Annotated in this window: 7 protein-coding genes and 1 pseudogene; 7 read left to right on the top strand and 1 reads right to left on the bottom strand. The window is 45.1% G+C overall.

Annotation, left to right across the window (positions count from 1 at the left end):
* Window positions 1-77: 77 nt before the first annotated feature.
* The 7 genes and pseudogenes from QZR21_RS01755 to QZR21_RS01725 form a co-directional block, all read left to right on the top strand.
* Window positions 78-182, top strand: a pseudogene (locus QZR21_RS01755) (IS5/IS1182 family transposase); the annotation flags it as partial.
* 449 nt (window positions 183-631) lie between these two features.
* Window positions 632-802 (top strand): hypothetical protein, encoded by a 171-nt coding sequence (locus tag QZR21_RS01750; protein ID WP_296096417.1) that lies wholly within the window; start codon window positions 632-634, stop codon window positions 800-802.
* 735 nt (window positions 803-1,537) lie between these two features.
* Window positions 1,538-2,524: a metal ABC transporter substrate-binding protein gene (locus QZR21_RS01745; protein WP_296096415.1), complete on the top strand. Its 987-nt coding sequence runs from the start codon at window positions 1,538-1,540 to the stop codon at window positions 2,522-2,524.
* Entirely contained in the window at window positions 2,521-3,228 is a 708-nt protein-coding gene (locus tag QZR21_RS01740) for a metal ABC transporter ATP-binding protein (protein WP_296096413.1), read from the top strand. The genes QZR21_RS01745 and QZR21_RS01740 overlap by 4 nt, the downstream gene beginning before the upstream one ends.
* A complete protein-coding gene (locus tag QZR21_RS01735) occupies window positions 3,225-4,049 on the top strand; it encodes a metal ABC transporter permease (RefSeq protein ID WP_296973437.1) in 825 nt (274 codons plus the stop codon). The genes QZR21_RS01740 and QZR21_RS01735 overlap by 4 nt, the downstream gene beginning before the upstream one ends.
* Window positions 4,046-4,690 carry an energy transducer TonB gene (locus tag QZR21_RS01730; protein WP_296096409.1) on the top strand — a complete coding sequence of 215 codons (645 nt, stop codon included), beginning with the start codon at window positions 4,046-4,048 and terminating at the stop codon, window positions 4,688-4,690. The genes QZR21_RS01735 and QZR21_RS01730 overlap by 4 nt, the downstream gene beginning before the upstream one ends.
* A gap of 1,204 nt (window positions 4,691-5,894) precedes the next feature.
* Window positions 5,895-6,203 (top strand): hypothetical protein, encoded by a 309-nt coding sequence (locus QZR21_RS01725; protein ID WP_296096408.1) that lies wholly within the window; start codon window positions 5,895-5,897, stop codon window positions 6,201-6,203.
* A gap of 278 nt (window positions 6,204-6,481) precedes the next feature.
* Here QZR21_RS01725 and QZR21_RS01720 read toward each other — a convergent pair whose 3' ends face one another.
* Window positions 6,482-7,639, bottom strand: coding sequence for an ABC transporter substrate-binding protein (locus QZR21_RS01720; RefSeq protein ID WP_296096407.1), 1,158 nt, complete (start codon window positions 7,637-7,639; stop codon window positions 6,482-6,484).
* Between the last annotated feature and the right edge of the window lie 185 nt (window positions 7,640-7,824).

Genomic DNA, 7,824 nt, shown 5'->3' with positions numbered 1-7,824 from the left:
ATTATATAATCAATCGCCGGCCCAGTGATATGAAAACAGAAAAGACATATTCCGGCATCAACTGGGATAAAGAGATTGAACACCGTAAATCCGCGACTCGTTGTAAAGTAGAACACCCATTTTTGATAGTTAAGAACTATTTCGGCTATGCCAAGGTGGTCTACCGAGGAATTGCCAAGAACTTCAACCGATTTAACATGCTGTTTGCCAGTGGAAACTTACTGATGGTTTGTAGGGCAGGTCGAGCAGCAGAGTTTAACATGGGATAAGTGCGCCCAAAATATGAAAAATACAGAATAAATATTGAAAAAGTAGATAGATTTGTAGTGGCTTTATTCATTTTCTTCAAGTTATTCACAAAAATCCCGCCCAAAACTGCTGAAAATGGCTGTGAATAATTAGCGCTTGTAAAAAGCCCATTTAATCAGCGTTTCCCTAGCTATGCGAAAACAGAAGAACAGGCTGAGCAGGTACGGAGGCTGGCAGACTATCTGAGTCGCAACACCGACTACATCTCTGAAATCCGAGAACGTGACATCCATATGAATATTCATCTGGAAGCCGCTGAAAGTAACCATCGATGCTATAGCTATTGCCTAAAAAAGAGGGACACAATTGGCGCAGTGTAGGCATGGATTCGATAGGACCCCTGATTACTGCCACTCGCAACGGTGCTTTGGAAAAGGCCCCGATTTATAACGCTGCAGGCAAGATCTGCAAGAAGATGGACCGGCAGATGTATAAATCGGTCGTAGAAGCCGTAAACGCGAGTCAAAAAGCCACTAAGAAAACCGACGGGTGAGAAATTATCGCTTTGGGTATCTGGAAGCCGTATAGGCGTATACGGAGCAACCTCGACTCCAATAGACCAGTTGGCGAAAGCAATACGGATTTACTGAGAAAACGGAGACTGGGAAACCTGATAATATCGACAATCAAATAAAGTGCCAAGAAAACCTTGATACATACCTCAACATTTCACTTCCTTGACATTTCTTATCTTCTATCCTATAATAATTAAAAATTGCGAATAATTCGCAAATTTAATAAAAAGAGATCGATCAGCAATGAAAAGGGCACTAAAAGCAGCACTACTTCTATTATCTTTCATTACAATTATTGAGCTTTCCCCCCTCCCCAGCTTTTTATTTATCATTAGTCGCCTTCGTCACGATTGCTCTGGCAGTAGTTCCCAGTCTATACCGATACCACGGTCTTCCTGGCTCTGATGAATCGGCCTAACCATTCTATCATGTCAAACTCAGTCGCTCCCGTGCATTCACCAACTAACGCTTTTATTCATTTATTTCTGTCCTTTTCTCTCAATTCTCTTCGCACCAGTTACCCTAGTTTCCCTATGCATTAAACTTTCTGATTAAATGCAAGAAACGTTAGGAGGTACCACTGAAATTGTCACCTTATTTCTACTCTTTCATGCATACTATCAAGGACACGAAATAACAACAATTTACCAATAAAAAGGAGAGAAAATACCGGTCTACCATTTCCCTAAATTATTCTCAGTGGAGGTTTTTTTATGAAAAGAATATTATTTGGTATACTTTTACTTTTCACTTGCCTGTCTGCAGCTTTCGGACTTTCAGGTTGTACGTCTTCCCCTGCATCTTCATCTGCCCCAAAAGGGAAGACACCGATCCAGATCGTGTGTACCAATTTTGCTGGTTATGATTTTGCACGACAAATCGCCAAAGGGCACGCCGATATAACTCTCCTAATCAAGCCAGGTACGGATGTGCACAGCTTCGAACCTACGCCAAAAGATATTAAAAAGGTCGAAAATTGCGATCTTTTCATCTACACTGGTGGAGATAGTGATGAGTGGGTAGATAAAATTTTTTCGAGCAGCGATCAGAAGCCTAAAGCTGTTTGTAAAATGATGGATACTGTTGCCCTTCTGCCTGAAGAACATCCAGAAGGTATGGCTGAAGAAAAGCAGGACAGCTCAGAGAAGGAAGATGAGGATGGAGAAGAAGAAATGGATGAACATGTATGGACTTCTCCAGCCAATTCCATCAAAATTACGAAGGCGATTGAAGAAAAGCTGTGTTCAATCGATAGAGAGAATGCAACCTCTTATCAAAAAAATGCAGACGTTTATGTATCTGAACTCTCCTCCTTGGATAATGATTTCCGAGATATTATTTCTTCCAGTAAAAGGAAAGAAATCATCGTCGGTGACCGTTTCCCATTCTTGTATTTTGTAAAGGAGTATGGTCTTTCTTATCATGCAGCATTCCCCGGCTGTTCTAAAGATACTGAGTCCAATCCAAAGACTATTGCGTTCCTTATCAATAAGATAAAGGAAGATGATATTCCTGTTGTTTTCCATATTGAAATGTCTAACCAGCAGATGAGTCATTCTATTGCGGAGGCTACGGGAGCAAAGGACCTTCTCCTGAATGCAGTGCATAATGTAAGCGAGGAGGATTTCAAAAAAGGTATTACCTACGTGGATCTTATGAAACATAATGAAGATGTACTGAAGGAGGCACTGAATGAATGATTTTACTTACTTGCCAAGACGTTTCTCTCTCTTATGGCCAAAAGAAGGTTCTTGAAAGAGTCAATTTTTCTCTAGAAGAGGGCATCTGCATGGCTATAATCGGAGAAAATGGCTGCGGGAAAAGTACTCTTATGAAGGGAATTTTAGGGCTAAAAAGGATATCCGGCGGCAGTATCCAGTTCAGTCCGAAGATTCGAAGGGGAGATATTGGCTATCTTCCTCAACATCAGGAAGAGCAGAAGGATTTCCCTGCCAGTGTAATGGAAGTAATACAGTCAGGGAGATTATCTCGACTTTCTTTCCCCTATTTTTATAGTAGGAGGGACTATCAAGACATAGGGGATATTATGAAGGCGCTTAGCATCAATCACCTAGCCAGTGCCTGCCTTCATGACTTGTCAGGCGGACAGCAGCAACGCGTTCTATTGGCACGTGCTCTAGCTGCGGGTAACCGGATCCTTTTTTTAGATGAACCTATGACTGGCCTTGATATACATTCTACCGAGTCTTTATACCTTCTCTTGAGGGAGCTGCGAAAGAAATATCATTTATCAATCCTTATGGTCTCTCACGATATGCCCAGGGTTTTGGCTGAAGCTGATCAGATTCTATATCTCGCTGAAGGAGCACAACGGTTTTACGGGAGTAGCCAAGATTTTCTTCATAGTTCTAATTGGAAAGGGATGGCGGAGCAATACTCATGAATCTATTCACTGAAATGCTGACATACCCTTTTATGATACGTGCGTTTCTAGTCGGTATAGTAATTACCATTTGTGCTTCTTTACTGGGTACCAGTTTGGTATTGAAACGATATTCCATGATTGGAGAAGGGCTTTCCCATCTTGGATTCGCTGCTTTAGCGGTAGCCTATGCCTGCCATCTGGATCCCCTAATGATTGCCATTCCTGTCACTATGCTATCCGCGTTTTTCCTTCTTCATATCCGAGAAGGAAGCTTTATCAGAGGAGATGCAGCTATCGCTCTTTTGTGCAGCAGTTCATTGGCTATTGGTGTACTTACCATTTCCCTGTCCAGGGGGATGAATACAGATATATGTAACTTCATGTTTGGCAGTATTCTGGCTATGAGTCCAATCGACGTAACAATCTCTCTCTCCGCCGGCAGTGTAATCATTGCCTTCTATGTTCTCTTCTATTGCCCGCTCTTCTCCATTACTTTTGATGAATCTTTTGCTGCATCCAGCGGTATTCACACAGGTTTTTACACGATTCTCCTGTCTCTTATGACTGCGGTTACAGTTGTACTGGGAATGCGCATGATGGGGGCACTCTTGATTTCTAGCCTTATCGTCTTCCCTGCTGTAACAGCCATGCAACTGACCGGTCATTATCTCAGAGTCACGGTGATTTCCGTACTTTCTGGCCTTTCATGCTTCACTGTAGGAATCACTCTATCCTATGCATTCTCTATTCCCACCGGTGCCTCTATTGTCATAACCAACCTGACACTCTTAGTAATAGTATCACTCATACGTCATATAAGAGGAGGGTTTGTGTTATGAGAATTTTGTATCCGTTCCTACCTCTTCTGATCCTAGCTACCGCAATCTCCGGCTGCAGCACTGGAATAAGCCGAGAAAAATATCCCGCCGTTGTCAGCAGAAAAGAATTATCTTCTGCACAAGCCGCTTCCACCCCAACACAGAGACAGAACGCGGAATCAGATCGTCTTTTCTGTGAGAATATCCCTAGAGACGCCGCTGGAAATGTTAAGTATCCTTATTTCCAGATTCATTACAATATAAAGAAGGATCGAGTTTCCTTTCCCTACGATCATTTGGATATCATTGTGGGAGACCATCATTATATGACACAGATCAATGACTGGTACATGAATTTCAAGGACTATGCTGATAAAACTGTCATGCTTGAAGGTTATTTTCTCACTATTAATGGGCACCTTTTCATAGGAAGAAACGGTCCCAGTTGCCCTTACTGCACAGGAGGCTATGTAGATTTTGAATTTAACTCTGACCAGGACTTCTCAGAATATACTTCTGGCGCTACTTGGATACGGTTATATGGGATCCTCCGAGAAGCTACAGGACATACTGGTCCGGGTCTATCCGGTCCCTTCTACCATTTGGAAGCGGTAAAAGTAGAAAAAATCCCTTATTCCGGAAAAGGAACTATTACTGACTGACCAAAGAAGAGCCAAAAAGATATTCTTCATATCAGATTGGGACCATGCAATAACTTGCTATCCTGCTCCACCGCCTGACATACTATTTTAATATATAATCTCCAGGGAAAGTACGGTAAAGCGTTATCCGGCTTACCGTACTTTCCTCGGTTTTTCTATGTCTCCTCTACAGCAAATACACATTCGGGGTGTAATACTTCTCTATTGCCAAAGGCGGGGCTCCATATAAGTACAGCACCGCATGAAATTATACATGGACATGCCCTCCACCATATGCACATATCTGTCCCTGTCCTCTACTAAAGACGTATACGCCTATTCCATCGATAAATATTTCATCAATATAGTGTCCCACTATAAATTTTATGAGCGCGATGAAATCGATATTTCCCAAATTATCAGGGGGGTGCCGCGTATAAGAAGGCCTGTATCTACGCTCCTGCCAACGCAAGCGCCAATCCTTTTCAGGTCAAGGCAAGGCGGGCATGGATATTTGGGCCAAGTATCTATCGGAGCATATCGACTTTCTCGATGATCCATAGTTTTTGGAAACCATCTAGTGCTACCAGTCCATTATAAATATATGGAATATTGGTCCCGGCATCGCCCAACGTCTTGCAAATATGAGGTTCTATGACCTCTACGGGATATTCCTGCTGCCAGAAGAGGCTTGCTGTACCGTGAATTCGAGGTTAACATCTGATCCCCCATTAACTACGCCCATGACTGGGAGCCTGCACCATCTCAGATATCCACAGTTGCCATTCATCGGGGCGGCCCATTAGCAACGACCAAGTACTATTCGAAGATTATACACTGGAAGAGCGGGTACTTCTACTCCTTGAAATGGTGGGAATCCTATACATACAGCAACCTCTAGAAAAGGCCTCATCACCCAAGGCAGCCGAGGCACGAAGATGCGTGGAATACCATAGCGACATCCCCGCAGACCTGTGGCATATCTTCCGTTGACTATACCACGGATAAGGTCCTCCGGAGCAGCCTGAACAATGTACTCCCAGCTCACCGGGCACTCCGTTCCCATTCTCTTTTTCTATCAGGGGAGGAAGAATAGATGCAGAAGAGGTGGAGCTCGCCATGGTGGACATCAAGAAGAGATTCGGAAAGAATGCGCTGCTCCGGGGCATCGACTATTTCCCGAAAGCCACCCTGCGCCAGAGGAACAGCCTGATAGGAGGTCATCATGGATAACAGGAAACGGGCCCGGCAGTTTCTCCCTTTCAATGGACTCAAAGGGTATGGGAAACTGCTGACCGAAGCCAGAGAAGAAGAGGAAGAAGAGCGGCCCCTGTCTGAAGACCGGGCCCAAAAGCTCGATAATATACTGGGGCATCTAAGGAAGGGAGACCATCTCCGCCTGACCTTCTACGAATCCGGACGCTACAGGACCCTGGAAGGGATGCTGGAATCCATAGACAGACCCTGGCACTTCCTTCGACTGGGTGGGAAAAATATTTCCTTCCGCCATATATGGGAAATCAGGAAAATCTGATTTTTCCCAAAGTAAAAGAGCAGTGCGTAGGGATGCACTGCTCTTTTACTTTGGGAAAAACTACCAGGTGGGCAGGGAAAAGAATGACTGTGGCAGCAGTCCATTCCTTCCTGCCCTGCCCACAAAGGCAGGTTTCCCGCCGGAATATCATTCCGGCAGTTGGGGAAATCAGGGGCCAGGCTTATCTGAATACCCTTTTCGGTTCCCCCTGCGGAGGGTCTTACTATGCAGCCATGGCCCCATAGCCCGGTCCATGGCCTTTAACCGTTACTCGACGATTAAGCGAAAGGAACCCATTTGCCGTCTTTCGCTTCCATGATGGAGAGGTCCATCTTCGGATCGCGATGGTCATCGAACTGGAATTTGCCGGTAGCACCTTCGAAATCTTTGATCTTAGCCAGGGCATCCCGGAACTTCTTGCGGTCCGTGGTGGTGCCGGACTGTTCAGCAGCCTGGTGCATAACGTACATGGCATCATAGGCCTGGGCAGCGAACTGATCCGGTTCATGGCCGTATTTGGCAACAAAGGCTTTACGGAAATTCTGTGCCTTTTCGGATTTGCTTTCCGCATTCCACGGAGTAGCTACGAGGGTACCGTTAGCTGCTTCGCCAGCCTGCTGGATGAATGCCGGGCTGTTGAAGCCGTTGTTGGCAAGAATCGGCTGGTTCATACCCATTTCACGGGCTTTCTTTACGATAAGAGCGCCTTCCTGATACAGGCCTGCTACAGCGATGACATCAGGATTAGCTGCCTGAATCTTGGTGAGCTGTGCGGAGAAGTCCGTATCCTTATCAGCAAAGGTTTCGGTAGCGACAACGTCGATGCCCATTTCCTTGAACAGTTCCTGATAAATCTTGTTTTCGCCAACCATCTGGTCATTGTTGTTGGAGTAGAGAATAGCTACTTTCTTGAAGCCCAGTTTTTCCTGTGCCTTCTTTACGGTAATCGGAATAGCCATCTTGCCGGGGATTGCGTTACGGAAAATGTAATCGCCGATATCGGTGATTCCGGGTGCTGTAGTACCGGTGCCGAAGGCAACGACCTTGGACTGCTGGGCAATCGGGCCGGCAGCGAACATTTCGCCGGAGGTCATCGGTCCTTCAATAGCGAGGACTTTATCCTGTTCAATGCATTTTTTGAATGCGTTGATGGCTTCTGCTTTTACCAGTTTGGTATCGTATTCCTTAAGGTCAATCTTCATCTTGGTGTTCGGGTTGTTGTTGATTTCTTCAACAGCCAGATCCACGCCTTCCTTCATAGCGGTGCCGTATGCAGCGCCAGGGCCGGTCCAACCGGTAACGAAGCCAAATTTTACGGTCTGCTGTCCTTTAGCTCCGCCATTGTCGGACTTCTGTCCGCCACAACCTGCGAAAGCGCCTGCTAATGCTGCAGCTGCTGCGAGAGCTGCCATTCCTTTTAACCATTTTTTCTGCATAGTTTATCCCTCTTTCAAAAAATAATGTGACCCGAATGACTGAAATAAGCAAAAATAAGCAAAAGAAAACCTCCGCCCCTGGTTTCCCAAAGGCGGAGGCGCATATGCGCGGTACCACTCCCACTTATCACTTGCGGACTGTAAGTAAACTGATACCCTGATATAAGAAAAGCCCCTATCTTCCA

The sequence above is a fragment of the uncultured Dialister sp. genome, assembly GCF_900541605.1.
Taxonomy (GTDB): Bacteria; Bacillota; Negativicutes; order Veillonellales; family Dialisteraceae; genus Dialister.
Note: the sequence above shows the minus strand (reverse complement) of the source record. Positions and strands in the feature narration are given on the sequence as shown.